The sequence below is a fragment of the Sulfuricurvum sp. genome (assembly GCF_036279695.1).
GTDB lineage: Bacteria > Campylobacterota > Campylobacteria > Campylobacterales > Sulfurimonadaceae > Sulfuricurvum.
In genome coordinates this window covers 1-23,053 of record NZ_DASUIQ010000127.1, presented here as the reverse complement: position 1 = coordinate 23,053, position 23,053 = coordinate 1, and the positions used below count along the sequence as shown (strand labels likewise).

General features: G+C 43.2%; 32 protein-coding genes. 16 read left to right on the top strand and 16 right to left on the bottom strand.

All coding sequences use genetic code 11. The annotated features are described in order from the left end of the window. The 6 genes from VFW36_RS12200 to VFW36_RS12175 form a co-directional block, all read right to left on the bottom strand. Window positions 1–2,055 (bottom strand): chemotaxis protein CheA, encoded by a 2,055-nt coding sequence (locus tag VFW36_RS12200; RefSeq protein ID WP_329659090.1) that lies wholly within the window; start codon window positions 2,053–2,055, stop codon window positions 1–3. Then, a complete protein-coding gene (locus VFW36_RS12195) occupies window positions 2,052–2,312 on the bottom strand; it encodes a hypothetical protein (protein ID WP_329659089.1) in 261 nt (86 codons plus the stop codon). The genes VFW36_RS12200 and VFW36_RS12195 overlap by 4 nt, the downstream gene beginning before the upstream one ends. 17 nt (window positions 2,313–2,329) lie before the next feature. After that, window positions 2,330–2,827, bottom strand: a complete 498-nt coding sequence (locus tag VFW36_RS12190; RefSeq protein WP_329659088.1) for a chemotaxis protein CheW — start codon at window positions 2,825–2,827, stop codon at window positions 2,330–2,332. Between the two features lie 2 nt (window positions 2,828–2,829). After that, on the bottom strand, window positions 2,830–3,216 hold the full coding sequence (locus tag VFW36_RS12185) for a response regulator (RefSeq protein ID WP_329659087.1): 387 nt from the start codon (window positions 3,214–3,216) through the stop codon (window positions 2,830–2,832). Window positions 3,217–3,291: 75 nt separating this feature from the next. After that, window positions 3,292–4,974, bottom strand: coding sequence for a PAS domain-containing sensor histidine kinase (locus VFW36_RS12180; protein WP_329659086.1), 1,683 nt, complete (start codon window positions 4,972–4,974; stop codon window positions 3,292–3,294). A 9-nt stretch (window positions 4,975–4,983) separates the two neighbouring features. Then, the gene (locus VFW36_RS12175; RefSeq protein ID WP_329659085.1) at window positions 4,984–5,394 is read right to left on the bottom strand and encodes a response regulator; all 411 of its coding nucleotides are present in this window, start codon (window positions 5,392–5,394) and stop codon (window positions 4,984–4,986) included. Window positions 5,395–5,537: 143 nt separating this feature from the next. Here VFW36_RS12175 and VFW36_RS12170 point away from each other — a divergent pair, with 143 nt between their 5' ends. From VFW36_RS12170 to VFW36_RS12125, 10 genes are read left to right on the top strand one after another with little or no spacing between them, the layout of a single operon-like run. Further along, window positions 5,538–6,518 (top strand): HAMP domain-containing sensor histidine kinase, encoded by a 981-nt coding sequence (locus VFW36_RS12170; protein WP_329659084.1) that lies wholly within the window; start codon window positions 5,538–5,540, stop codon window positions 6,516–6,518. 2 nt (window positions 6,519–6,520) lie between these two features. Then, entirely contained in the window at window positions 6,521–7,291 is a 771-nt protein-coding gene (locus VFW36_RS12165; RefSeq protein WP_329659083.1) for a response regulator, read from the top strand. An 11-nt stretch (window positions 7,292–7,302) separates the two neighbouring features. Then, window positions 7,303–8,352, top strand: a complete 1,050-nt coding sequence (locus VFW36_RS12160; RefSeq protein ID WP_329659082.1) for a hybrid sensor histidine kinase/response regulator — start codon at window positions 7,303–7,305, stop codon at window positions 8,350–8,352. Continuing rightward, on the top strand, window positions 8,333–8,980 hold the full coding sequence (locus VFW36_RS12155; protein ID WP_329659081.1) for a response regulator transcription factor: 648 nt from the start codon (window positions 8,333–8,335) through the stop codon (window positions 8,978–8,980). Before VFW36_RS12160 ends, VFW36_RS12155 begins: the two co-directional genes overlap by 20 nt. Window positions 8,981–9,030: 50 nt before the next feature. Continuing rightward, window positions 9,031–9,441: a hypothetical protein gene (locus VFW36_RS12150; RefSeq protein WP_329659080.1), complete on the top strand. Its 411-nt coding sequence runs from the start codon at window positions 9,031–9,033 to the stop codon at window positions 9,439–9,441. 47 nt (window positions 9,442–9,488) lie between these two features. After that, complete coding sequence (locus VFW36_RS12145; RefSeq protein ID WP_329659079.1) at window positions 9,489–10,151, top strand: uracil-DNA glycosylase; 663 nt, start codon at window positions 9,489–9,491, stop codon at window positions 10,149–10,151. Between the two features lie 11 nt (window positions 10,152–10,162). Continuing rightward, window positions 10,163–11,215, top strand: coding sequence for a hypothetical protein (locus VFW36_RS12140; protein ID WP_329659078.1), 1,053 nt, complete (start codon window positions 10,163–10,165; stop codon window positions 11,213–11,215). Further along, window positions 11,193–11,858 (top strand): Crp/Fnr family transcriptional regulator, encoded by a 666-nt coding sequence (locus VFW36_RS12135; protein WP_329659077.1) that lies wholly within the window; start codon window positions 11,193–11,195, stop codon window positions 11,856–11,858. The genes VFW36_RS12140 and VFW36_RS12135 overlap by 23 nt, the downstream gene beginning before the upstream one ends. 59 nt (window positions 11,859–11,917) lie before the next feature. After that, complete coding sequence (locus VFW36_RS12130; protein ID WP_329659076.1) at window positions 11,918–12,424, top strand: ferritin-like domain-containing protein; 507 nt, start codon at window positions 11,918–11,920, stop codon at window positions 12,422–12,424. Beyond that, window positions 12,421–12,879 carry an ankyrin repeat domain-containing protein gene (locus VFW36_RS12125; protein WP_329659075.1) on the top strand — a complete coding sequence of 153 codons (459 nt, stop codon included), beginning with the start codon at window positions 12,421–12,423 and terminating at the stop codon, window positions 12,877–12,879. Before VFW36_RS12130 ends, VFW36_RS12125 begins: the two co-directional genes overlap by 4 nt. Here the strand turns inward: VFW36_RS12125 and VFW36_RS12120 are convergent. From VFW36_RS12120 to VFW36_RS12095, 6 genes are all read right to left on the bottom strand, one after another. Then, window positions 12,874–13,245: a thioesterase family protein gene (locus tag VFW36_RS12120; protein ID WP_329659074.1), complete on the bottom strand. Its 372-nt coding sequence runs from the start codon at window positions 13,243–13,245 to the stop codon at window positions 12,874–12,876. The genes VFW36_RS12125 and VFW36_RS12120 overlap by 6 nt on opposite strands. Before the next feature lie 65 nt (window positions 13,246–13,310). Further along, window positions 13,311–14,303: a HAMP domain-containing sensor histidine kinase gene (locus tag VFW36_RS12115; RefSeq protein WP_329659073.1), complete on the bottom strand. Its 993-nt coding sequence runs from the start codon at window positions 14,301–14,303 to the stop codon at window positions 13,311–13,313. Next, complete coding sequence (locus VFW36_RS12110) at window positions 14,293–14,976, bottom strand: response regulator transcription factor (RefSeq protein WP_329659072.1); 684 nt, start codon at window positions 14,974–14,976, stop codon at window positions 14,293–14,295. The genes VFW36_RS12115 and VFW36_RS12110 overlap by 11 nt, the downstream gene beginning before the upstream one ends. A 3-nt stretch (window positions 14,977–14,979) precedes the next feature. Further along, window positions 14,980–15,489, bottom strand: coding sequence for a cytochrome P460 family protein (locus VFW36_RS12105; RefSeq protein WP_329659071.1), 510 nt, complete (start codon window positions 15,487–15,489; stop codon window positions 14,980–14,982). Window positions 15,490–15,650: 161 nt separating this feature from the next. Then, the gene (locus tag VFW36_RS12100; RefSeq protein WP_329659070.1) at window positions 15,651–15,938 is read right to left on the bottom strand and encodes a YciI family protein; all 288 of its coding nucleotides are present in this window, start codon (window positions 15,936–15,938) and stop codon (window positions 15,651–15,653) included. A 41-nt stretch (window positions 15,939–15,979) separates the two neighbouring features. Beyond that, window positions 15,980–16,453 carry a pyridoxamine 5'-phosphate oxidase family protein gene (locus tag VFW36_RS12095; RefSeq protein WP_329659069.1) on the bottom strand — a complete coding sequence of 158 codons (474 nt, stop codon included), beginning with the start codon at window positions 16,451–16,453 and terminating at the stop codon, window positions 15,980–15,982. A 152-nt stretch (window positions 16,454–16,605) separates the two neighbouring features. Between VFW36_RS12095 and VFW36_RS12090 the strand changes: the two genes are divergently transcribed. Genes VFW36_RS12090 through VFW36_RS12080 form a run of 3 tightly spaced genes read left to right on the top strand, consistent with a single transcriptional unit; the run spans window position 16,606 to window position 19,847 of the window. Beyond that, window positions 16,606–17,868: a serine hydroxymethyltransferase gene (locus tag VFW36_RS12090; protein ID WP_329659068.1), complete on the top strand. Its 1,263-nt coding sequence runs from the start codon at window positions 16,606–16,608 to the stop codon at window positions 17,866–17,868. A 10-nt stretch (window positions 17,869–17,878) separates the two neighbouring features. After that, window positions 17,879–19,159 (top strand): GNAT family N-acetyltransferase, encoded by a 1,281-nt coding sequence (locus VFW36_RS12085; protein WP_329659067.1) that lies wholly within the window; start codon window positions 17,879–17,881, stop codon window positions 19,157–19,159. Window positions 19,160–19,181: 22 nt separating this feature from the next. Further along, window positions 19,182–19,847: a type 1 glutamine amidotransferase gene (locus VFW36_RS12080; RefSeq protein ID WP_329659066.1), complete on the top strand. Its 666-nt coding sequence runs from the start codon at window positions 19,182–19,184 to the stop codon at window positions 19,845–19,847. A 164-nt stretch (window positions 19,848–20,011) separates the two neighbouring features. On the opposite strand, the gene VFW36_RS12075 is transcribed toward VFW36_RS12080, so the two are convergent. Continuing rightward, window positions 20,012–20,434, bottom strand: coding sequence for a DUF3995 domain-containing protein (locus tag VFW36_RS12075; protein WP_329659065.1), 423 nt, complete (start codon window positions 20,432–20,434; stop codon window positions 20,012–20,014). Between the two features lie 49 nt (window positions 20,435–20,483). After that, window positions 20,484–20,897: a VOC family protein gene (locus VFW36_RS12070; RefSeq protein WP_329659064.1), complete on the bottom strand. Its 414-nt coding sequence runs from the start codon at window positions 20,895–20,897 to the stop codon at window positions 20,484–20,486. 123 nt (window positions 20,898–21,020) lie between these two features. On the opposite strand from VFW36_RS12070, the gene VFW36_RS12065 reads away from it, so the two are divergent. The 3 genes from VFW36_RS12065 to VFW36_RS12055 are packed head-to-tail and all read left to right on the top strand — an operon-like array spanning window position 21,021 to window position 22,433. Continuing rightward, window positions 21,021–21,458, top strand: coding sequence for a DsrE family protein (locus tag VFW36_RS12065; protein WP_329659063.1), 438 nt, complete (start codon window positions 21,021–21,023; stop codon window positions 21,456–21,458). A 40-nt stretch (window positions 21,459–21,498) separates the two neighbouring features. Beyond that, the gene (locus VFW36_RS12060; protein ID WP_329659062.1) at window positions 21,499–22,134 is read left to right on the top strand and encodes a Crp/Fnr family transcriptional regulator; all 636 of its coding nucleotides are present in this window, start codon (window positions 21,499–21,501) and stop codon (window positions 22,132–22,134) included. Next, entirely contained in the window at window positions 22,125–22,433 is a 309-nt protein-coding gene (locus tag VFW36_RS12055; RefSeq protein WP_329659061.1) for an antibiotic biosynthesis monooxygenase, read from the top strand. Before VFW36_RS12060 ends, VFW36_RS12055 begins: the two co-directional genes overlap by 10 nt. 34 nt (window positions 22,434–22,467) lie before the next feature. Here VFW36_RS12055 and VFW36_RS12050 read toward each other — a convergent pair whose 3' ends face one another. Together VFW36_RS12050 and VFW36_RS12045 are read right to left on the bottom strand one after the other, a co-directional pair. After that, window positions 22,468–22,767 (bottom strand): DUF4242 domain-containing protein, encoded by a 300-nt coding sequence (locus VFW36_RS12050; RefSeq protein ID WP_329659060.1) that lies wholly within the window; start codon window positions 22,765–22,767, stop codon window positions 22,468–22,470. Window positions 22,768–22,868: 101 nt separating this feature from the next. Next, the coding region (locus VFW36_RS12045; protein WP_329659059.1) for a hypothetical protein at window positions 22,869–23,053 on the bottom strand (185 nt) is incomplete at its 5' end.

Below are 23,053 nucleotides of genomic sequence, written 5' to 3'. Positions count from 1 at the left end.
TTATTCCTTCTCCATCGGCATAAGATCGGGGAGATCGTCAATCCCAAGTATCAAAGCAATATCACCGTTGCCCATGATCGCTCCCCCCGAAATACCTCTCAGCCCTGCGAGTGCTTTTCCCAGTGATTTGATAACGACTTGCTGACGACCGACAAGACCGTCAATCAGCAAAGCGTATTTCCCCTCATCGCTCTCCAAACACATGAGTATGGATTCGGATATGAGAGGCATCTCATTGTTGATACCTAGCACTCGGTTCAGTCGTAATACGGGGATCATCTCCCCGCGCAGATCGACGAACTCCCCTTCCCCTTTGATCGTATGGACTATTTCAGGTGATGGGGTGAATGACTCGATAACGCTCAAGGTCGGAACGATAAACGTATTTTCGCCGCTTTTGACGAGCATACCATCGATGATCGCGAGTGTCAGTGGAAGCCAAATCGTAAAGACCGACCCCTCCCCTTTTTTTGAGTCGATTTCGATTTTTCCCTGCAATTTTTCGATGGAACTTCGCACCACATCCAATCCGACACCGCGACCGGATATATCGCTGATCGTATCGGCAGTCGAAAATCCCGCCTGCATGATAAGGGCATATATCTGCTGATCGCTCAGATCCTCCCCCGCAGATACCAGTCCTCTCTCTATCGCTTTGGTGAGAACTTTATCTCGGTCGATTCCCGCACCGTCGTCGCGTACTTCGATAGCGATATTCCCCCCTTTGTGAAACGCTCTCAGTGATACCCGCCCTTTGGCGCTTTTGCCTGCATCCAGCCGTTCTTGGAGGGTATGCTCTATCCCGTGATCTATCGCGTTGCGCATAATGTGGATCAGCGGATCGGAGAGGAGATCGACCATGGTTTTATCCACCTCCGTCTCCTCCCCTTCGATAATAAACTCGATCTCTTTACCCACCTTTTTAGATGCATCTCGGACGACCCGTTTCATCTTTTCAAACGTATCATGGACAGGTACCATCCGCAGTGCCATCACCCTTTTTTGGATCAGTCTAGTGATTTTGTTTAGATTGTCGAGAGTCCGGTTCAGCGTCGGGCTGGCCAATCGGAGTATCTCTTCGTTTTCGGCGAGAAAGTTTTGGGCTATCACCATCTCACCGACGGAATCGAAGAGTTCATCGAGTTTTAGGGTATCGATTTTGACAAACGAACGTTTCTCTTCTTTGCCGTTATGAGGCACGGATTTAGACTCGCTCGCATTTTGGTTTTCGCTTTCCGATGCGATTTTTTCGACTTTCCTTGGGATCGATTCATTCTCTATCGGACATATCTCATACTCTTTCGGCTCGACGAACATAAACACTTCGCTGAGTGATTCTAGGGATTCACTGCTCAGCATGATCACTTCCACGCTGTTCCAGTAATTGTATTCTGGATTAAATCCGACACTATCGGGTATATCGCGGAGTGACCATGTTGATTCTATGATCTCCCCTTTTTCTTTTAAAAGATGAAAAAAACGACCGTGATCGTACCCCCGATGGTAAATATCAGGATCAAACCGCAATACGATTCGATAGATCTTTTTCCCCTCTTGGATAGCACGATCCTGTATCGATTGAGAGAGAGTTGATCTCTCATGAGGGGTGAAATCTGAAAACTCGCTAGAGAGATCAAATAGCGCTTCGGTATCGTTTTCTGGGGGTGTATTTCCCCCATCGAGCTGTTGTTTGATAGCATCTAGGGTTTGATGATAGCTCTGAGGAAGCTCCTCGCCGCCACTCATATCGATCTGCATCGTCTCTTTGATGACATCGACCGATTTGAAAAAAAGATCGACAACATTCGACGGTGCCGATGTCTCCAAATCGCGGTAACGGTCCAAGAGATCCTCGAAATGGTGGACGAACGATCCCAAGGCGGTAAAACCGAATGAATTGGCACTCCCTTTGAGGGTATGAACTCCCCGAAAGAGTCCGTTCAGGATCTCTTTATCGGAGGGATTTTCTTCATAGTTTATAATATTAATATCCAATTGCTCGATAATCTCATAAGCCTCTTCGATGAAAACGGCTCGTAACTCTTCTCGTGTCATGATACATCCCAGTGCACTCTCCCGAATTCGGTGATCTCTGCGGGCGCATCGATCAGCGGAATCATGAGAGATGGTTTGGATTTTTTAATGCTAAATAAGAGGGAAAATAGCGATGAAGAGACAAATTGATCATTGGCACCTACAATTTCTATCGATTCGATGTATTGGAGACGATTTTTTATGAATTCATGAAGCGCTACGACATCATCAAGAGACATATCCAGTTCGATTTCGAGTACATTACCGTCAATAGTCATGACAAGCCCCTTTAATCCTAAGATGCAGCCGCCATGTCATTGTGAGCTAGGAGAGAGAACAGATCTTCGTCCAACATCTTTTCCATCTCTAAGACCATAATGACATCATTTTCGGTTTTCACCATCCCCTCGATGAAGTCCGTATTGATGCGATTTGCAAACTGCGGAACTTCGACAAGATCATTTTTATCAAAAGTTAAAACATCTTCTACCTGATCGACGATAAACCCGACTTTGACATCAAAAATGACACTAATGATTATCGCCGTATCAAGGTCGTTTTTTTTACTGTTCATACCGAATTTTTGACGTAAATCAACCACCGGAATGATCGAACCGCGTAGATTTATCACCCCTTTGACAAATCTTGGTGTTCTAGGGAGGGGAGTGATTTTGATGGTCGCAATAATCTCACTGACGTTTAAAATGTCGATCCCGTATTGCTCTTTTTGGAGAAAAAAGGTCAAAAAACGACGTTTACCATCCATGTATTCCATGTAGTTTTCGTTACGCATGGTCATATCCCCAATACCATTTTGACTGCTTGAACGAGCTTGTCATCGCTAAAAGGTTTCACCATCCAGCCCGTCACACCGATCTCTTTGCCCCGATCTTTCATCGCCTGAGTGCTTTCGGTAGTAAGGACGAGGATCGGTTTGTTTTTAAAGCGTTCATCGCTTTTTAACGCCGATGAGAGATCGAGACCGCTCATTTGAGGCATATTGATGTCGCTGATAAGCAGATCGAAATTTTCTTCCCCTGTGGTAAGCCTCTCTAGCAGTTCGGCAGGGTTTTGGTAGGTTTTTAGGAGTATGGAGCCGTTTTTCTCACACCCCTCTAACGCCATTTGGGCCGTCGCGAGGATCGTTTTTGAATCATCGACTAAAATAACCGTTTTTGCCACGACGTCTCCTTTGAATCTATAGTAACTCTAGGGATAGTATAGGGGGGAAAAATGCAGAAAAAATGCAGACAGTATTTAACCAATACTATTATTTTTAAATATTATTGAGAATTCTGCACCCTCAGGTGTATTGGCAGCATCAATCGTACCGTGTAATATCTCTAACACGATACGTTTACTCATGTACAGACCGATCCCCGTCCCTTTTCCTTGATCTTTTGTCGTGAAATAGGGGTTAAATATTTTGTCCATATTCTCTGGATTGATTCCCCCCGCACGATCACGTACGGTGAGGACGAGTTGTCGATCCTCCCGTTCACTGAGCGTTACGGTGATCGATTTAGACTCCATATGTAGCCCTTCATACGCATCTCTGGCATTGGCAATGATATTGATGAGGACATGGGCAAGCTCTTTTTTATAGCTATAAATGGTTATGGGGTTGCGTTCATCATAGAGGATTCGTATCCCTCTTCCTTGCAATTGGGCTTTCATCAGCGACTCAATATCTTTTATTACATCATTGAGACTAAATTGCTGCATCTCCTGATCGGGTTTGAAAAAGTTCATAAAGTCGTTGATGGTTTGGGACATTTTTTGAACGCGCCATTGGATATAGGTGAGGTGTTCGCGTATGTCATCGGGCTCCAACTCACCGAGTTCAAGTTTCATCGCTACGGAGATAGCCGATGCGCTGATAGCATTGAGAGGCTGACGCCATTGATGGGCGATCATGTTGAGCATTTCTCCCATCTGAACACTTTTGGATTGGTTGTGGAGCATCCTATCTTTGTTCCGATTTTCAACCACTTCCGCTTTTATCCGCTCTTCGAGGGTTTTTTTGTACTCTTCGAGTTCCGTTATATCTGAAAAAGAGGCGATATTTATTTTGTCGTTTTCGATATAAACTTCGCTAACACTGACACTGAATACGTGCTCTTTATCCCCCTTTTTCATCAGGGCATAGTGCGAGTACTCAGGGTTTTCTTTGACATACTCTACCCATGCCTGTCCCTCCATATCCATCGAGATATATCCCTCTTTTTCGATGAAATATTCACAGATACACTCATGGTCAGCTAAAAATGAGGGGACATCGCGATAGCCGACAAAATCGAGAAATGCCCGATTCCCGTCACAGAGGGTATGCACATTGAAATTGGCAACGATAATATTGGGTTGACCGTCGAATACGGCTTTTTGGTATTTTTGGGAGTATTCGAGCCGTTTGTAGAGCATATGGAGCTGTGTTGTTTTATTTTCCAAATCTTTATTCAGCGTCGTAAGCTCTTTTTTTTGCTTCATGAGATCCGCTTCAAACTCTTTACGGGTCGATATATCCCGCCATGCGACATGTATGATCTCATCTTCCCCTTCGCAGATTCGGGTTAAGACGGTATCAACCCATAATTTACTGCCGTCGAGCCGATTGAAAAGCCACTCAAATCGGCATGTTCCCTTATCCATACACTCTTGAAGCAGCTCTTCGGATCTTGTATAGGATCTGCTTCCATCGGGTTGAAACTCCGGCGAAAGTGCCGAGGGATGGTGATTGAAGATTCGCAGGACTTCATCCATTGAGGAAACACCCAGCATATATAATGCCGATTCGTTGGAATCGACAAACAGACCATTATGTATGATGAGTACCGCATCGGAAGATTTTTGGTAGAGGAGTTGAAATATAGTTTTTTGATCCAAATGTGAACGATATTCTCGAATTGTATCGCTCAGTTCACTCAGTGCGTGCTCGTTCATGATTGACCTTTACGCATTTGCTGTTATAACCCTTTGACATGTGTCATAAAGAAGTTGCAATGTTTTAGTCATATCGATCGGTTTATACAATATCTCAGTAGAGGTTAAATTTTCGTCTTCCAACAGTTTTTCGCCCGTGTTATGCGCTGTCATTACGATTGCTTTGGCATCGGGGTTAAGGGTGAATATCTCTTTGAGCATCTCCACCCCATCCATAACCGGCATGGTGAGATCAGAGAGTGTGAGATCGACAGGGAAAGTTTTGTATTTCTCTATCCCCTCTTTCCCATTTTCCGCGACGATAACGGTTTTAAAGAACATTCGAAGTAAATCGGCGATTTGGACACGGGTATCTTCTTCATCTTCGACATAGAGTACGCTGAGATTTTGAGCGATCGATTTGAGTTCTCGTGATAACATACTATTTCCTCTGATACACCGGATTAATACTATCGCTGTTATAGTAGTCAAAGAGTATGCAGTAAAAATGCAAAGAGTGATTATATATAATTTTTTTAGTGATATAATATGCCAATATAGAGTCATCCTTTAAGGAGACGAAGGTGAAGACATACTATCATCTCTACGCCGATAATGACACTCTTGAACAATGGATACAAGATAACTTTGTCCTAGAAAACAAAGAGATCGTGATACAGCTATTCTCCCCTATCACCGATAACCCAATACTGTTAGAGGTGTCTGATTATTTGAATGTACTGCTGCCGGATGCCAGAGTGATCATATCTGCTAGCGATGCTGAGGTCTTGTTGGATCGAATCAACGCGGACGAAATAATCCTCTCGCTCACTCTCTTTGACTATCAGCGTCAGATGAATTACCAAAATAAACTTATGCAGATGGGAGAAATGGTCGCCATGATCGCTCACCAATGGCGTCAACCTCTTAACGCACTGAGCGCAACGGCGATCAATATGATCCTCAAAGCCCAAATGGAGGAACTGCAAAGCGAAGATGTTGTCAAAGGGGCTTTTTTTATCCAAAACCAGTGCCAAAAAATGTCCCAAACCATCGATACGTTTATGGAATTTGTCAAACCGAGCAAAGAGGTACAGGGGTTTTCATTGCGTCATAGTGTCGATCAATCTCTCCTTTTGATTGAACGACAGCTGTACAACCACAATATTACGATCAAAATTCATGAAGAGATCAAAGGGGTAGAAATTTTCGGATATGAAGATCAGTTTGAGCAGGTTCTTCTTAATCTCTTTTCAAATGCTCGTGATGCCTTTGATGAGTCACAGCAGGAAGAGAAAACGCTAATCATCACTATCATGATGGATGAAGAGGCTCGATTGATTCTCAGCGTAGAAGATAATGCCGGAGGAATACCCGAATCCATCCGCGATAAGATTTTCAATATTTTCTTTACTCACAAAGACAAAGGGAAAGGGACAGGATTGGGACTTTATATGAGCCTTGAGATCATTCGTAAAAGTTTCAATAGCCAACTGCACTATATTCCCATCAGCGGCGGTAGCCGATTTGAGGTTATTTTTAATCCGGAAATAATAAGTTACTAGCCATGAAATACTACCTTCACTCTATTATCAATTCACTCCATCAAATCACCTCCTATGCGGCGCTTTTACGTAAATATCCGGATAAAATAGATGAGTACACCCATTTGATTGAACATACGGCATTTTCCATCGATACGAACCTTCAAGAGCTATTTCAGACCAATCATACCCCATCTGACGAGTATCCTAAATCTTTAAACACCAATGTGGCGTCGGGTAAAAGGGTATTGATCGTCGATGACATGTCGGAAAACAGAGAGATATTGAGTGATATATTTCAGACACTGCATTGTGACGTACGAAGTGCATCCGGCGGTTTGGAAGCATTGCAGATTGTCGGCTCCTTTGCTCCCGATATGGTCTGTATGGATATATTGATGCCGGGAATGGATGGATATGCAACCGCCGCCGAATTACGCAAAGCGGGCTATGAAGGGACATTGATCGCCATCAGTGCACTCAAAGAAGATCTCTCTAAAAGTGTTTTTGATGCTTGGCTTTTTAAACCGTTCACGGCGGAACAGATTATCTCCCTTCTCGCCTCCCAGAGTATCAGCAGGGGTGACATCACTGAGGTATCGCTTGATTTCTCACCTCTAAGTGTAGCATTTCGGAAAGAGCTTTGCAGTGCACTTGAACACGGTGCTTTGAGTCAATCCGAGAAGCTCGTGGAAATGCTTGAAGCAGGAGAGATTAAAACATGGCTTTTGGAGAGATTGGATCTTATGGATTTTGATGCGATTATCAACGCACTCAGCGTTGATGTAGACTAAAAGAGGCTGAGATGTTTGAATACAAACCCGATAGACCGAAAGTGATGGTTGTGGACGACAAAGTTCGCAACCTTATTCTCATTAAAAAAATACTCGAACCTTTGGATCTCGATATTTATGTTGCACAAAACGGTAAAGATGCGATAAAACGGGTGAATGAAGTCGAATTTGATATGGTGTTGTTGGATATTCTGATGCCTGATATTGATGGATATGAAGTATGCAGGCAAATCAAAAACAGCACACGCCAGAAAGATCTTTCGATTTTATTTATGTCTGCACTGCGTACCCACGAAGATAAAACCAAAGGGTTCGAAAGCGGCGCGGATGATTATCTCGTCAAGCCATTGTATGAGCGAGAGGTGCTTGCACGCGTACAGTTGCACCTCAAAAAAGCTTGGGCGATCAAACATCTAAAAGCCCTCCTGAAACGCTCGTATCATGAGCTCTATAACCCTTTGAGTGTTATAAAAACATCGGCGGAAATGTACGGTTATCGTCATCCTAAAAACCGCTATGTCGATACGATGTACGCTGCTAGCAAATCGCTCCATCTCATCTATGAGGACCTCTATTATGCTCTCGGTACCAAAAAAGAGATACCCAAAAAGGATATTATCGATATTGCAAGCTTTTTGAAAAAACGGGTTGAATATTTCACCCTTATAGCCGAAGTCAAAAAAATTCGTATCGAACTCGAAGCAACAACCGGCTCTACGGTTGAGATCGTCTCTGCTGATTTGCAGAGGATTATCGACAACACGATCTCCAATGCGATCAAATACTCTTTTGAAAACACGCAGATTCGTATAACTCTGAGCGAAAATCCGAAATTGAAGCTGAGTATTACGAACCACGGAAGTACCATTATCAATCCGCACTATATCTTTACCGAGGGGTATCGCGAAGCGTATGACACGATCGGGATGGGGATCGGTTTGGAGATTGTCGCATCGATATGCAAGCGGCACAATATCGATGCCGAGGTCGTGTCCGCAGAGGGGATAACCACCTTTACCTATATTTTTAAAAGAAACTCAAATGAAAATCACCCTTTTTGAGGACGAGTATGCCCTCCGTACCAATATAAACGATTTTTTAACTCTACATTCGTATGAAGTTGAGATGTTCGGGAACGGAAATGTGATGCTCGATCAATGCCGTTTTAATTCGGATCTTTACATCTTGGATATAAATGCCCCCGGAGCGAACGGGTTTGAGGTGATCGAATGGATCACTCGCAACGATCCGGGAAAACCGGTTATTTTTATGAGTGCCTATACCGACATCGAGAGCATTACCCGCGCCTATCATCTGGGATGCAGCGATTATCTGAAAAAACCGTTCGAGCTGATGGAACTATTGTTACGAGTACAAAAGCTTTTATCTCATGTTGGTGATGATATGATCTACATTACTTCGATTCATGCCTTTGATCTTGCTTCCAAACAGCTTTATGCGGGGGGGAGTATTGTGAATCTGACTAAAAATCAGCGCAATATACTCTATCTCCTAACCAAACACCGTAACAGTGTAATCACTTATGATATGCTGATTGAGTATATATGGGAGGATAAGTTTATAAAATTCAATACTATCGCTTCCCATATTCGGGAAATTCGCGCTGCCGTAAAAGAGATAATGATCCAAAATATCCGTGGTGAGGGGTATATGCTAAAGGTGGTGTGAATTTCATCTTTTTTTAGGTATCATAGAAAAAATAAAATAGAAGAATCCCTATGAGTTATGAGATTTCAAATCGCATCAATGTCTCCATAAAAAAGACATACTATACGTTTGAACGATTCAGTATTGATGCAACATTTGCACTGTTGTATCATGAGGAGCCTTTAACTGTTATAGATCTTTCCAAATACGTTAGAATATCGGATCAACTTATTCCGGTAGATGAACATCACTACTTTATTATCTTTGCCTTTACGTCACAAGAGAATGCGTACAAGGCGGCACAAAATATTATTCAAAAGCTTGATAACCATTTTAACAATCATACTACTTGCATAGCGGTAGATGCGTTTGATAAATCCAAGAGACCCGAAAATGTCTTGAACCGTTTGAAACAAATTATGATTGAGACTCGTAAAAGTTCCTATCTCCGTGTTGAAACGGATGATATTTTGGATCGATAGTACGCGTTCTCTATACTCAATTACCCAAATTTATAAAAGTGAAATCCGTGGACTCTTTTCAAAACTTAGCTCTTCTCGAAAACCTATATCGGCTCAAATCTCTAGGGTACAGTTATGTCGATCCGATCACACCTAATATCCAAACCGCTTCGAATACCCTCCCCGATTCCCTCAACACGTTAGAGAAAAGCATAGCGCAATGCTATCTATGCGATTTATGCAAGTCTCGCTCTCAAAGCATGGCAGGATATGGTAATCCACGTGCTGATCTGATGTTTGTTGATGCCTATGTATCTGCCGCCGAAGATGAATCTTCCGAATATTATGTTGGGCGTTCGGGGACAATGTTGCGCGATATGATCGAAAAAGTGCTTACGTTAAAAGTCGAAGATGTTTATTTTACCCACGCGGTGAAATGTAAACCGTTCGGATTTCAAAACCCATCTCCCAGCGAATGCGGCAGTTGTGCCCCTTTTCTATCCAAACAGATCGAGTTGATCAAACCTCGCATTATTGTTACCCTCGGAGCTGACGCGTATCAGATACTTAGCGGCGATTGCAGTGATTTTGAGCGGGTTCGGGGAGCGGTTGTCCCATTGGGAGATGCTTTGATTATCCCGATGTATCATCCACTCTATCTTGTCCGTAATCCCTCTATGAAAAAAGAGGCAATGCGCGATCTTCAGACGATTAAGGCACAGTTATCATGATATTTTTACGGATGTTTTTTTTGTTATGGCTCTTTGTGAGTGTCGTTGAAGGACGAGACATCGTGATTCAAAAAGGATTGGATAACTCGAGTCTGATGCAACTGATCGAATCCACGGATAAAACGATTAAAATCGCCCTCATTTCCTCCCCCAATGTTATCGGTAAATATTCACAATCGCTCTATAACGTTTCACTCGCGACATTGATGAGTCGTCGAAGCGAGGGGTATGAGATCAAACGATACGATATAGCGGATGAATCGAGTGCATCACTGGCGGCGGTGTTGGATGAGGTTCGTCGTGATAATGTGGACGCTATCCTCGCCCCTCTGACGTCACTCGGAGCTAAAAATATTATCACCCACTCTACCAATCTTCCCGTATTTATCCCTACCGTGCATAAACGCGATCTCCCGAGTGCCCCTGCGAATTTTATCTTCGGCGGGATCGATTATATGGCTCAGATTGAAGCTTTACACTCCTATATGGGGGATTCGATTGCTATTTTTTATGACAGTTCCAGTGTGGGCACACAGCTAAAATCGATCACTGAAGAGGTATTTTTAGCGCATAAAAGTGAAAAGAAAAAGGTGGAGAGCTACGCGGTGGATACCAAAGGGGACAACATCATCTCCCATTTTTCGAAACCGGCAAAATTCAACAAAGCGAGTATTATTCTCCATATTCCGGTTGTAAAAAGCGCGCTTGTCGCTTCTCAGCTTACCTTTAGAGGGGTTAAAGCACGTAATATCCTCTCAACACAAATCAACATCGATCCCACCTTGCTTATCTTGACCCAAAGTCAAGATCGGAAAAATGTGATCCTCGCCAACTCGTTAGTAGAATTCCCCGCACGTATCTATGAAGCAAATGCGTTGATGAACAATGACATCACGGTGGACTGGATACAGTATGCTACGAGTGTCGGGATCGATTATCTGGTCTCAGCGCTCGATAATAGTTCCCGAGAGTATTCGATGCGGCTTATCAATTCGCAGGTCATCTATCCGGTCGAGTTGCTACAGGCAAAAGAGTTCGGTTTTGAATCCCTTACCTCACACTGAAGCGTTATCGCTTGATAAGGTTAGCCTCTTTAGCCATCTATCCCCAGCACAGCGTGCACAAATTGAGCATATCGGTATTCTTCGTCATTATACGACAGGCGAGATCGTTTTTTATGAGGGGGATGAGAGCCGCTATTTTCATTTTCTGATCGAGGGGGAAGTATCGATTTTCAAATCGGGTTCTTCGAGCGAAACGATACAGATTCATCGATTCCGTGCCCCCTCTTTGATTGCGGAAGTCGCAACTCTCAAAGAAATCCCCTACCCTGCATCGTGTGAATCGATCCAGCCCTCCACTATCCTCAAAATCTCTCGTGATCCGTTTTTAGCATTGATCCAGAGCGATCCCTCTTTGAGTATAGCTCTGATCTCTTCGCTAACGCAAAAAATCGGAGCATTGGAACACGCATTACAACGTCACAGCGCACCGAGCGCATTGGCTAAAGTAGCACGTTTGATCCGTGATGATCGTGGAATCTTTCAGCGCCTCAAAGGGATAGAGATAGCGCGTCATATCGGTATAACCCCCGAAACCCTCTCCCGTATGATTAAAAAGCTCAAATCAGAAGGGGTGATTACCCTCTCAAAATCAGAGGGGATTACCCTTTTGTTACCGGATGAACTCAATCGTAGTTGTGGATAATTATTTTCCTTTAAGAGATGTGGTGCTACAGTTAAGAATCTAGTGTTGAGGAGTAAGCGATGGGAAAAAGAGGAATTTCACTGCTTCGAGGTATCGAGGCAGAAACGGTTTATAATCTACTAAACAAAGCCTATTGCGATGAGTGGCTGGCGTACTATCAATACTTCATTGAGGCGAAAGTGGTCAAAGGGCTTATGAAAGATGCGGCAATCGTTGAACTCACCCAACATGCGGCGGATGAGCTTCGCCATGCGACGATGGTGTGCGATCGTATCATCCAACTCGGAGGAACCCCTGCACTGCATCCTGCAGAGTGGTTAACTAATTCAAATTGCGGCTATGATGCACCGACGGACGGTGATGTGCGCAAAGTGTTAGAGCAAGCGATCAAGGGTGAACAGTGCGCCATTGGCGTTTATTCCAATATTCTTGATATTACCCGTGAGAAAGACATCATTACCTATGATCTGGTCTCTCAGATTTTAGCGGATGAAGTGGAACACGAAGAGGATTTGCAAACCCTCTTTGACGACATCGAAGAGTTTATCGAGCAGTTCAAAAAATGAGATTGAAATATCCGTTTTTGATTGCTGTTTTGGTGAGTACCTTTTCTCTTCATGCGGCAGATATTCTTGATTTGGTGGGTTTACTCGATCGCAATGATACCAAGACGTTTCAAACACGTGTTCAAACCCTTAGCGATGCGAACGCCGCAAGAGAGGACAATAACAAAACGATTCTGATGTATGCGTGCTGGGTCGGAAACACGCAGGCGGTGAACTATCTGATCGACAAAGGTGCCGATGTCAATGCCCAAGATGTCAGTGGAGCTACGGCGCTGCATTTGGCGGCATGGAAAGGGTTTACCCCTATTGCTCTGCATTTGATCGACCGTGGGGCTTCAGGGAGCATTATGAGCAAGGATGGGATGACTCCGCTTGATATTGCAATCATGCAAGGAAATCAGGAGATTGCCTCCGCTATCGAGAAAGCAACTCCGAAACGAAAAAAACTGCTATAAGGCTGTTAAAAAAGCCTTCTCTTCGGAAGGTATTTTAGCCATTTTACCCGCAAAATCGATATAGACGAGATCGATCGTCATCACGAATACTTTTTCGTCTCCTCTAAAAATCTCTTGCAATAACCGAAAGGAAGCATTTTTGATCTCCAAGAGCGTTGTTTTGACTTCCAATACCTCTCCAAACTTGGCGCTTTTGAGATAATCGGCTTCGATGTGTTTGGCAACGAAATGTCCCCCCTCCAAAATCGGAGAACGTCCCGCATCAAAAAAGAGCTGACTTCGCGCCCGTTCACAGAAGTTCAGATAGTTAGAGTGATAAACGACACCGCCTACGTCAGTATCCTCATAGAAAACACGTATTAGCATTAGTAAACCTCATATTTTATATATTCTATGCAATATTTCCTTTAGATATTACAAAAATCGTATTGTCATCTAATAATCGCACGTGCACCCACCGTAACACTCTCATCAAACACGATATTATAGCCGTTATTGAGTACGAGATTTTTAGTAATACTCAGCCCTAAACCTAACCCGTTTTTTTGACGGTTTCGGCTCGTATCGGCAGTGCTATAAGGCTCAAACAAGCGGGGAAAAAATTGTGGATCGATTCCACACCCTATATCTTCGATAATGATTTTTTCATCGTCTATGCGAATTGTTATCACACCGTGAGATGTGAATTTAGCACTGTTATGAAGCAGATTCATTAGTACTTTTTTCAGATCCATCCGATTAAACTCGATAATCGCTTCACGAGGTAGGTCGATATTCCAATGTGTCTCGGGAGTGAGTGGGATCAGCGGCAAAACCTCATGAACAACGTCATAGATAACCACCTGTTCACGTTCACGGTTCGGATTCATCGACGAGAGATACACCAATACATCACTCGTGAGATCGTCGATATATCCACACTCTAATCCCATTTTATCCACAATTTTCGGTAAATCTTCGGGAGCAATCAAGCCGTCTCGTATCTCTTCGAGATAACCGTTGATAATCATGAGCGGTGTTTTAATATCATGCGCCAGTGAAAGGGTCATGTTTGAGGTTATCTCGTTTTGCTTCTGTAGGGATTCGATCAGTTCCGATAAGCGTTCAGAGAGGAGTGTAATAGAGCGATGGATTCGCTCAACATCGGCGATACGTTCCTGTGGTTCAATAGAGACAAAATTACCGTGTGCAATCTGATCCAATCGGTAGCGTATCCCCTCAAATTTACCGAAAAAATATTTCCCTACTCCATAGCTGATAAGAGCAATAACTGGTAATGCCGCCACTACGACCAAAGCAATTTTAGAAAACATCTTCATCCCTATCGGCTCACCGATGATGAGATAGGTCATAAAGGCACTGAAGAGTGCGATTAAAAGTCCCGCGAGAGAATATACGAGAATCAGAAGAGTTTTAAAACTCATGGATGGTGTACCCCAATGAACGTTCGGTATGGATAATCGGCTGTGAGGTGATGGAGGCTATTTTTTTGCGGAGGTTGTAGATATGGGTATCGATTCCCCGTGCATCGATTTCACCCATATCATTATCATAGATTGCCTGCGCTAACTGATCACGGGAGATGATGTTTTTGGGTTTGAGCAAAAGTGTCGCAAAAATTAGATATTCGCTCGGAGTCAGTGCCAGAACTTCCCCTTCGATCTCTATTTTTTTACCTGCCCTATCATGAGTGATGGAACGCAATACGGTGATATGATGGTTCATCATCTCGTAGCGTCGTTTGATCAGTGTATCGATTTTCGCAATCAGTTCACGTGGAGAAAACGGTTTAGGGATAAAATCATCGGCTCCGAGTTCATACCCTCTGAGTTTGTTTTCTTCAGACCCCAGTGCACTGACGATAATGATCAAAGTCTCTTTAGACTTTCGGCGCAACTGAGTAGATACTTCATAACCGTCGATAAAGGGGATCATGATATCAATCACCGCAATATCGAATACCTCGCGCGCCACTTGTGCCAACGCCTCTTTGCCGTCTTGGGCAATCACCACCTCATAACGCTCAGGATCGATACGGTTACAGATGAGACGGACAATCTCCTCTTCATCCTCGACGATCAGAATCCTATTTCTCATCGCTTAATAGGTCTCTTGAAACCCGCTAAAGAGGTAATCGTTCCCGCTAACAGCACTATGACAGGCAACACACTCCGCAGAGCCGTTCGCGTACGGTACATAAGCGTCTCCTTTTTTCACATATCGGGCATATCCCCAATGATCGCCGTTTTGATTATACCGTGCAGAGTCTTTGACCATGTACTCAACCCGTTGAAGTTTATCCGCTTCAAGTGCATCAGGAAATGCCCCCATCGGTTTGACACTCCATCCGATTTTGACAATTTTACTCCCCTCAGGAAGGGGTATTTTTTTCGATTTCAATGCTTGATAGGCGACTGGATTTGCCAATACATAACGCAGCTCCTTTTTATCGGTACGCCAGTGGGTTGCTACGATTTTATAATCTTGATACCCTTCGATCATTGTAAATGAAAGACCGTTATCGGGCATTTTTATATCGGGAAGCGAAGCCGCTAGTAAAAGTGATGAAAAGCTCAAAGCCGTTGTGAAAGTGATAAGTCGTGAAAACATGAAAGCTCCTTGGTTCATTTTCATCATGATAGAGCCTCTTTCTCAAGATTGGATGAAGATACCATTTTTAATTTAGCCATTGACACATCGATAGTAAAAAAGACTTTTATCCCCATCTCAAAAAATCGCTGGTGTATCCGTCGTGGTGGTAAGCCAAACTTCTATTCCCTCAAAAATGCCAAGTCATCCGATGTCATTGTCGGAGTGAATTCGCTGATCGCATACTCTGCTACACCGTGGCGATAAAACGGATCGAGGCTAATAATCGTCTCAATCTCCTCGCGAGAAACGGCACGTGCCAAAATAATCCCGCCATCACGGGGTACTTTACGCCCCGATGCAAGGAAAATTCCAAGAAAATACTGCTCTTTGAGATACGCGACATGCTCTTCTAATAGTGCATCAACCTCTTCGAGTGGTTTTATGTAGGTAAGTGAGATAATAAACATAGTTACCGCTATTTATCTTTGTTAATCTGTACAATTCATACTCATTTATAATACCGACCTATGCATTCTACAATATCGATTCTTATGACTGCCGTTCCGTTAATCATAGGAACAGGTAACTCTTTTTCCATCAGATGCGGTGTAAATTTCTCCACAATACTGGATAATGCCGCTCTCTTTTCGTCAAAATCATCCACAATACTGGCTGTTCCGTAGAGGATAATGCTATTAAACTCGGTGTTAACGTCACAAGGGTCTTCAATCCCCTCACTGATTAATGAAATCATTTCATCAATCTCAAAACATACTTTTGGATTTGCCTTTATATTGTCTATTTTTTGCCCTTTAGGTAAACCGTGCAAGTATATTTTACTATTAACGTATACAAAGTGTATCGGTAAAACATAGGGGTAACCGTCTTTATTCAAAGTCGCTATTCTCCCGACTTCAGCTCTTTTAAACAATGCTTCTATCTGCTCTTGTGTCAGCAAATGGTTCTTGGTTCTGTGTCTCATGCTTCATCCTTTTTTTTGGTGAATTCTAGTTCAAAAAATAATCAAAAACAATCCAAAAATTGCTCATTTCTCCCTCTATTTCAGCAAGATTTGGATTGCCAATATCTACTCAGAGAGATAAACTTTGACGAACCATTCAAAAAGGGGACGCGATGAGTTTTATACGTGAAGAGAGTTTATCGATTGCGGATTCGGAAGTTTTCGCCATTATTGAAAATGAGTTCGACCGGCAGTCAACGCATTTGGAAATGATCGCGAGTGAGAACTTTACCTCTCCCGCCGTCATGGAGGCGATGGGGAGTATTTTTACCAACAAATACGCAGAGGGGTATCCGAACAAACGATACTACGGCGGATGTCAATTTGCCGATCAGGTAGAGCAACTGGCGAAAGATCGACTTTGCAAAATTTTCGACTGCCGCTATGCGAATGTACAGCCTCATTCGGGAAGTCAGGCAAACGGAGCCGTCTATGCGGCATTGCTGAATGCCGGAGATAAAATATTGGGGATGGATTTACGCCACGGAGGACATCTGACCCACGGTGCAAAACCCAACTTTTCGGGGAAAAACTACCACTCCTTTACCTACGGAGTATCATCTAACGGTCGCATCGATTATGATAATGTCTTAGAAATCGCAAAAATCGTTAAACCCAAAATTATCGTCTGCGGGGCTTCAGCCTATGCTCGCGAAATTGATTTTGCCTGGTTCCGAGAAATTGCCGATGCAGTAGGTGCAATACTCTTTGCCGATATCGCCCATATTGCCGGATTGGTCGCGGCGGGAGAGCATATGAGCTCGTTTCCCTACGCTGACGTCGTTACCTCCACGACCCACAAAACACTCAGAGGTCCTCGCGGCGGAGTGATTATGACGAACAACGAACAGATCGCTAAAAAAATTGACAGCGCCATTTTCCCCGGAATACAAGGGGGACCGCTAGTGCATGTTATCGCCGCAAAAGCGGTGGCGTTTAGAGAAGTTTTGCACCCCTCATGGAAAGAGTATGCCAAAGCCATCAAATCCAATGCAAAAGTTTTAGCGGAGGTGCTGATCCAACGAGGTTATGAGCTCATCAGCGGAGGAACCGATAATCATATGATTCTCATATCGTTGATGGACAAAGAGTTTTCAGGTGAAGAGGCAAGTGTGGCATTAGAAAATGCCGGTATCACCGTCAACAAAAATTCTATTCCCTCAGATCCCCGCCCTGCTTCGTCTACGTCAGGAGTACGCCTAGGCTCTGCCGCGTTGAGTACATTGGGGATGAAGGAAAAAGAGTTTATCCTTATCGCGCATAAAATTTGCGATGTTTTGGACGACATTAAAAACATCCCCCTTCAAGTGCAGATCAAAGAGGAGCTCAAAACTCTTTTAAAGGGTTTTAGAGTCTATAATAATGCAACCTATTAAAGGTGATCGTATGCAAGATATTGAGATATTAAATCAGAATTATCAGCTTATTGCCAAAGCCATTACCTATATCGACACCCATTTTAAAGATCAGCCCTCGATCGATGAGATAGCTCGAAACATAGGGATGAGCAAATACCATTTTATGCGGGTGTTTAAAGAGTATGTCGGTGTAACGCCCAAACAGTTTCTCCACTCCGTGACGCTGAACTACGCCAAAGAGCATATCAAAGAGTCTAAATCTCTGCTGGATAGCACTCTGGATATCGGGTTATCCAGTTCCAGCAGACTGCACGAACTTTTTGTCAATCTCATAGGGGTTACCCCAAAAGAGTGGCGAGAAAAAGGGAAAGACGTCACCATCACCTACGGTTTCGGCCTTACCCCTTTCGGTGAAGCACTGATCGCCTATACCGACAAAGGGGTCTGTTATTTAGGCTTTATCGACAACAACAAAGAGTCGATCTATAAACGATTTTGTGAGCTTTGGGAAAATGCCAATCTGGTGCATGATGATCTAAAAGCCCGTACCTATCTGGAAAATATTTTTATCAAAAATAAAAAATACAATCTCTTGGTCAAGGGGACGAACCTACAGATCAATGTCTGGAAAGCGCTTATCAATCTCCCTAACGGCGGCATCACGACCTATCAGGATGTCGCGAACTTTATCGACAAGCCCAAAGCCGTTCGTGCGGTCGCCAACGCCATCGGGGAGAACCACATCGGCTATCTCATCCCTTGCCATCGCGTCATCGCCAAAAGCGGTGCTATGAGCGGCTATCGATGGGGCATTGAGCGCAAAAAAATCCTGATCGCCTACGAATCAGCTTCTAAAGATAACCCCATCACCTACCGCACGGCAACTATAGAAGATATTCCGATCCTTTGCACACTTTTGCATCAGCTCTTTTCGAAAGAGGTCGAGTTTACCGCTGATAGTGCGAATCAGACGAAGGGATTGAAAATGATCATTGAGGATGAGAAAATCGGTGAGATATACGTCGCATGCAAAGAGGGCGAGATTGTAGGAATGGTAAATCTTTTGTACACCGTCTCAACGGCATTGGGAGAGAGAGTCGCCCTGCTCGAAGATATGGTCATCGATGAGAAACACCGTGGAGAGGATATCGGTTCATCCTTACTCGAATACGTCCTCACCTGCACCAAAGAAAAAGGGATTCGAAGAGTCACCCTCCTCACCGATGGGGACAATCTCTCGGCACACCGATTTTACGAAAGTATGGGATTTTCAAAATCGGCAATGATCCCCTTTCGGATTCAACTCTAACATCAACACCGCAGGAGTTATTATGACTATCTGGCAACACGTACCTTTTGAAAACGAAGCGGCCATAGGTGAGTGGTCGCGTAGTCGCGGTATCTCATACCGCATCATCCGATGTTGGGAAAACGAACCCTTGGAAGCGGATGATTTACTGGTGGTATTGGGCGGATCGATGAGTGCGTATGATGATCTCGATTTTATCCGTAACGAGATCGAGTTTCTACGCCGACGTATCCGTGAGGGTGGCAAAGTATTCGGTATCTGTCTGGGTGCGCAATTGTTGGCAAGCGCGATGGGCTCACGCGTCTATTCTTCCGGAACACGCGAGGCAGGATGGAGAAATATCGAACTATTGCCTCATCCACTCACCGATTTACTGGATAAAACCCAATGCGTCTTTCATTGGCATGGGGATACGTTTGATCTGCCAAATAATGTTGTCCGTATCGCACGTAATGATGCTTATGAGAATCAGGCATTTGCCACGGAGAATGGACGGATTATCGCTACCCAATTTCATTTTGAGACGACAGCGGAGAGTATGGAAAAACTTTTAAATGCTGATGGTGAGTATCTTCGATCTGACTCTGTGTACATTAGCGACCCCCAAACAATACGCCAAGGGGTATCCAATATCTTTAAAAGCAATCAAGCACTATTCACTCTTTTGGATAAGTGGGTAAAAAGCTAAAATCATACCCTCAAATCATAAAACTCAGCCGAACAGACTATTTTGAAATCATTCTGCGAGAGTTCTATCTCCATCTCTCTTCGTCCTGCACTCACATGGATCGTAGGAAAATTTCATACCGTTGTTTTCTCCCAAATAAACAGCTAAATTTATATTGATTTTCATCATACTCGATATGCCAAAGTAGCGAAAATCAATCCCATAGATAATGCAAACGGGGTATAAAAATGGGTATCATAATATGCGAACTCAGATGATTTTATTTTTTTAAACAACCCAACCGCATTAAACTCACCGATACCACGAAGTGTAAATATCACCGATAGTATCCATCCGCTAATGATGAAATAATTCCGATAGTGTGACGAAGACAAATCATAGAAATAGAGTATATAAGCGACAAAAGCGAAACAAAATAAAGCTATTCCTACCATAACGGTAGCTATTTTTCCTGGATTAATTAATCGCTGTCCGTTCTCTGTCGGTATCGCTTGTTCAGCTGCGAATTTTCCGCCAAATGCCCAATAAAAATGGAGCAATCCGATCAGGCACAACACAACAATAACAAGAGCTGCTAGAATACTCATATTGTTCTAACCTGCTTGAGTCTGTACTTCACCATTTCTGAATATTTCATCATACCACTTGTTTTGCAAAGGCTAAAACATACCCATTGACGTCACGGATATAAAACTCTCGCATCCCATACCATGTCGTCTCTATCGGTTTGATAATCTCCACTTTGGGTGCAATCGTCTCATACCATCCATCGACATCATCGACACGGATGTAAAACGTCACCGATGCACCGATGTCTGTAAAAAAGTCTCCCACATCCTCACGCAAACTCTCATCTTGTTGAAGCATTATCTCCACCCCGCCTGATTGTACCATCGCAAAAAGGTAGCGTTTGCCATCTTCCAACTCAGGGCTAAAACTGCTTTTATCCTCAGGAACCGCCATAATGGGGGTAAATCCCAAAATATCTCGATAATACGCGATGCTTTCACCTATCTCTCTCACTGCTAGATTGACAATCAAGTTTTGCATGGATTCCCTTTTTTCACAATTATAATACAGATTTAATGTGACTTTAGTCACAGAACTCACCTGCCTCTCTGTCCTACAATTCAACTGCATCAAAAATGCTAAATCCAAATAGGAGGGGTTACAATGAACCTCAAAATGTTAATGAGCGGAATGTTGGGAATGATGTTGGCGATTTCAAGCGCTGAAGCAGGTGGATGTAATACTGACTCGCCAAAAAGTATCGTGATCACCATCACTGAAGGCTCAATTGTTAAAGCCGGTTTCGGCCTTGCCGTTGCGAATGCTATGCAAGATGCCGGAGTACAAAGTAACGTATTCATCGCTGCCGATGCAGTCAATTTTGCTCTCAATAAAGGGAATCAACCTAAATTCGCCGGTTCTACACCCAAAGAGTTGATTACAGGTCTTATCCGCAAAGGTGGTCATGTAAAAATCTGTGAAGGTTTTGTAAAATTGGGTGGGATCAAACCATCTGATATGGTAGAAGGTGTTGAAGTTGCAGCTCCGGCAGATCTTGCAGGCGCATTATATGCACCAAATGCTCAATCAATGACTTTTTAATCTCACTGAGCTATACTTTTTCAAAGAGAAAGGATAAGTTATGGAACTGGATCATTACCAATTTTTTCAGTCGTTGGAACCCGAATCTTTTGAAAAAGTACGTTCGGATGCCAAACATGTCTCATTAGGTGTCGGAACCTTTCTCTATTACCAAGGAGATATAAATCAGGGGATTTTGTTTCTCAATAAAGGGAGTGTAAAAGTTTTCCTCCATTCCGACGAAATCGGTAAAGGGGAAATTACTCTCTATTACATCACACCGGGAGAGCAGTGTTTAGTCAATACGCTAAGTACCATCTCCCAAACTCCGGCAACTGCCAGCGCCATTGTCGATGAAAGCATCGAGGGATGGCTCGTTCCGGCAAGTACGATTCGATGGCTAATCGATAATTCTCCTGCATATCGTAATTTCAAACTCTCCTTTTGCGCTGAACGTCTTACTCAAGTTATGCATCTTGTAGAAGAATTACGCTTCAAACGGATGGATCAACGACTACTAAATTGGCTGTATGTTCAGGGGAGAGATACCATACGCACTACCCATGAACAAATAGCGCTCATTCTCGGTACATCTCGCGAAGTGATCAGCCGTATCCTAAAAAATCTTGAAAAAGAGGGAATCGTAACAGTTGGCAGAGGATGGATAAAAGTTTGTGAGAATCCAACATGTCAATAGTCACACATACTTCTCCACCTTATTACGCCGTTATCTTCACCTCTATCCGGACCGACGCAGAATCTTATAGTGCTATTGCCGAGCACGTTTTAGAAGAAGCAAAAAAGCAAAAAGGATTTTTAGGTTTCGAATCGGCCCGAAATGAGATCGGAATTTCTGTATCGTATTGGAGGGATCTGGAATCCATCCGCGAATGGAAAGAACAAACGCTGCATAAAAAAGCCCAAACAATGGCTCATTATTTTTACACCCATTTTAGAGTAAGAGTGTGTAAAGTTGAGCGAGAGTACGGTTTTTAACCATCGTTCATAAGGCGGAATTTCCGCCTTGAATTTATTTCATACGGAGTAAATCCGCAGGAGAGATTGAACTCACTTCTGTGATCGTATCAAACGGCAATCCAACTTTCTGATGTACTTTAAATACGGCATTAATACTCGGTGCCATTGTCAGACAAAAAGCTCTCCCTTCATTAAATCCTACTTGAATATTGAGTGAAATCACTCCCTCTTCTTCACACGCTTTTTCGTACTGTTTGTAAAATTCCGCCAACCCTTCAGGTGTAATGCCATCGGGAAAAGTACCATTACTTTTATCATGGGTATCCATGTAAAAATGCATTGTTTGATTCATTGGAAACTCCTTGTTTTTATGTATGAACACTAAATGTTCAACAGTTAGAGTTTAACAATTAAGTGTCCCTCATCTCAGTGACTTTCATCACACAAGACTTTTTATTTTACTAAAGTCATATATTCTGAAGTATTGGATAAATCAATCAATAATCGACGAGGTTTCAAAAAAAATCGATAATAAACTAAATATACAACTAGCCCAAAATAGGTTAACAAACCTATACTAATGAATAATACCCCAAGGTTAAAATGCTTTTTCTCAACCACAAGAATCATTTCCTGAC

Bases quoted from the DNA above. Each gene is read 5' to 3' on its own strand.
- VFW36_RS12200 (WP_329659090.1), bottom strand. From the start codon at position 2,055: ATGACACGAGAAGAGTTACGAGCCGTTTTCATCGAAGAGGCTTATGAG.
- VFW36_RS12195 (WP_329659089.1), bottom strand. From the start codon at position 2,312: ATGACTATTGACGGTAATGTACTCGAAATCGAACTGGATATGTCTCTT.
- VFW36_RS12190 (WP_329659088.1), bottom strand. From the start codon at position 2,827: ATGCGTAACGAAAACTACATGGAATACATGGATGGTAAACGTCGTTTT.
- VFW36_RS12180 (WP_329659086.1), bottom strand. From the start codon at position 4,974: ATGAACGAGCACGCACTGAGTGAACTGAGCGATACAATTCGAGAATAT.
- VFW36_RS12175 (WP_329659085.1), bottom strand. From the start codon at position 5,394: ATGTTATCACGAGAACTCAAATCGATCGCTCAAAATCTCAGCGTACTC.
- VFW36_RS12165 (WP_329659083.1), top strand. From the start codon at position 6,521: ATGAAATACTACCTTCACTCTATTATCAATTCACTCCATCAAATCACC.
- VFW36_RS12160 (WP_329659082.1), top strand. From the start codon at position 7,303: ATGTTTGAATACAAACCCGATAGACCGAAAGTGATGGTTGTGGACGAC.
- VFW36_RS12155 (WP_329659081.1), top strand. From the start codon at position 8,333: ATGAAAATCACCCTTTTTGAGGACGAGTATGCCCTCCGTACCAATATA.
- VFW36_RS12150 (WP_329659080.1), top strand. From the start codon at position 9,031: ATGAGTTATGAGATTTCAAATCGCATCAATGTCTCCATAAAAAAGACA.
- VFW36_RS12140 (WP_329659078.1), top strand. From the start codon at position 10,163: ATGTTTTTTTTGTTATGGCTCTTTGTGAGTGTCGTTGAAGGACGAGAC.
- VFW36_RS12130 (WP_329659076.1), top strand. From the start codon at position 11,918: ATGGGAAAAAGAGGAATTTCACTGCTTCGAGGTATCGAGGCAGAAACG.
- VFW36_RS12125 (WP_329659075.1), top strand. From the start codon at position 12,421: ATGAGATTGAAATATCCGTTTTTGATTGCTGTTTTGGTGAGTACCTTT.
- VFW36_RS12120 (WP_329659074.1), bottom strand. From the start codon at position 13,245: ATGCTAATACGTGTTTTCTATGAGGATACTGACGTAGGCGGTGTCGTT.
- VFW36_RS12115 (WP_329659073.1), bottom strand. From the start codon at position 14,303: ATGAGTTTTAAAACTCTTCTGATTCTCGTATATTCTCTCGCGGGACTT.
- VFW36_RS12110 (WP_329659072.1), bottom strand. From the start codon at position 14,976: ATGAGAAATAGGATTCTGATCGTCGAGGATGAAGAGGAGATTGTCCGT.
- VFW36_RS12105 (WP_329659071.1), bottom strand. From the start codon at position 15,489: ATGTTTTCACGACTTATCACTTTCACAACGGCTTTGAGCTTTTCATCA.
- VFW36_RS12100 (WP_329659070.1), bottom strand. From the start codon at position 15,938: ATGTTTATTATCTCACTTACCTACATAAAACCACTCGAAGAGGTTGAT.
- VFW36_RS12095 (WP_329659069.1), bottom strand. From the start codon at position 16,453: ATGAGACACAGAACCAAGAACCATTTGCTGACACAAGAGCAGATAGAA.
- VFW36_RS12090 (WP_329659068.1), top strand. From the start codon at position 16,606: ATGAGTTTTATACGTGAAGAGAGTTTATCGATTGCGGATTCGGAAGTT.
- VFW36_RS12085 (WP_329659067.1), top strand. From the start codon at position 17,879: ATGCAAGATATTGAGATATTAAATCAGAATTATCAGCTTATTGCCAAA.
- VFW36_RS12080 (WP_329659066.1), top strand. From the start codon at position 19,182: ATGACTATCTGGCAACACGTACCTTTTGAAAACGAAGCGGCCATAGGT.
- VFW36_RS12075 (WP_329659065.1), bottom strand. From the start codon at position 20,434: ATGAGTATTCTAGCAGCTCTTGTTATTGTTGTGTTGTGCCTGATCGGA.
- VFW36_RS12070 (WP_329659064.1), bottom strand. From the start codon at position 20,897: ATGCAAAACTTGATTGTCAATCTAGCAGTGAGAGAGATAGGTGAAAGC.
- VFW36_RS12065 (WP_329659063.1), top strand. From the start codon at position 21,021: ATGAACCTCAAAATGTTAATGAGCGGAATGTTGGGAATGATGTTGGCG.
- VFW36_RS12060 (WP_329659062.1), top strand. From the start codon at position 21,499: ATGGAACTGGATCATTACCAATTTTTTCAGTCGTTGGAACCCGAATCT.
- VFW36_RS12055 (WP_329659061.1), top strand. From the start codon at position 22,125: ATGTCAATAGTCACACATACTTCTCCACCTTATTACGCCGTTATCTTC.
- VFW36_RS12050 (WP_329659060.1), bottom strand. From the start codon at position 22,767: ATGAATCAAACAATGCATTTTTACATGGATACCCATGATAAAAGTAAT.